Annotated in this window: 1 protein-coding gene; it reads left to right on the top strand. The window is 49.1% G+C overall.

Features of this window, described 5'->3' with window-relative positions; translation table 11 throughout:
• Positions 1-650: MgtC/SapB family protein (locus R7R78_RS27095; RefSeq protein ID WP_225474733.1), on the top strand; the 650-nt coding region annotated here is incomplete at both ends.

Raw genomic sequence — 650 nt, 5'->3', positions numbered from 1 at the left:
GCGCTCCGGTTGCTGATTATCTCCATCGTGTTATTGCCGCTTCTTCCAAATCAATCCTATGGTCCTTGGAACGCTCTTAACCCTTACGAGATTTGGTGGATGGTCGTGTTGATTGCCAGTATTTCGTTTGTGGGCTATTTCGCAATCAAAATTGGTGGGGCGAAACGTGGCATATTGTTCACCTCCATTTTTGCAGGTTTAAGTTCTTCGACGGCGTTAACGCTGCAGTTTTCCCATCTTTCTCGGGAGCAAGCCAATATCAGCCCATTGCTCGCCAGTGGCATACTCTTGAGTTGCGGCACCATGTTTCCTCGGCTGTTGATTATTCTGTTTGTGATTAATCCTCAACTTGTCTCGTTACTATGGCCGATTGTGATGGCCATGATGGCGGCGCTGTATTTGCCTGCTTGGTGGATATGGCGGCGGAGTGAAGTGGAACAGATCGAACAATCGAACAAACAGAGCAACCCACTCGCACTGCAATCGGCGCTGTTTTTTGGGATGATGCTGGCGGTGATTATGCTGCTGTCACATGCGCTTGCTGAGTGGTTCGGTAATGCGGGTGTCTTAATTTTATCGGCCCTTTCAGGGATTACGGATGTAGACGCGATTTCCTTGGCGCTCGGTCGTCAGAGCATCCAAATATTGAG

The sequence above is a fragment of the Vibrio sp. 2134-1 genome (assembly GCF_033339495.1).
This window is presented reverse-complemented; position numbering and strand designations above follow the sequence as displayed.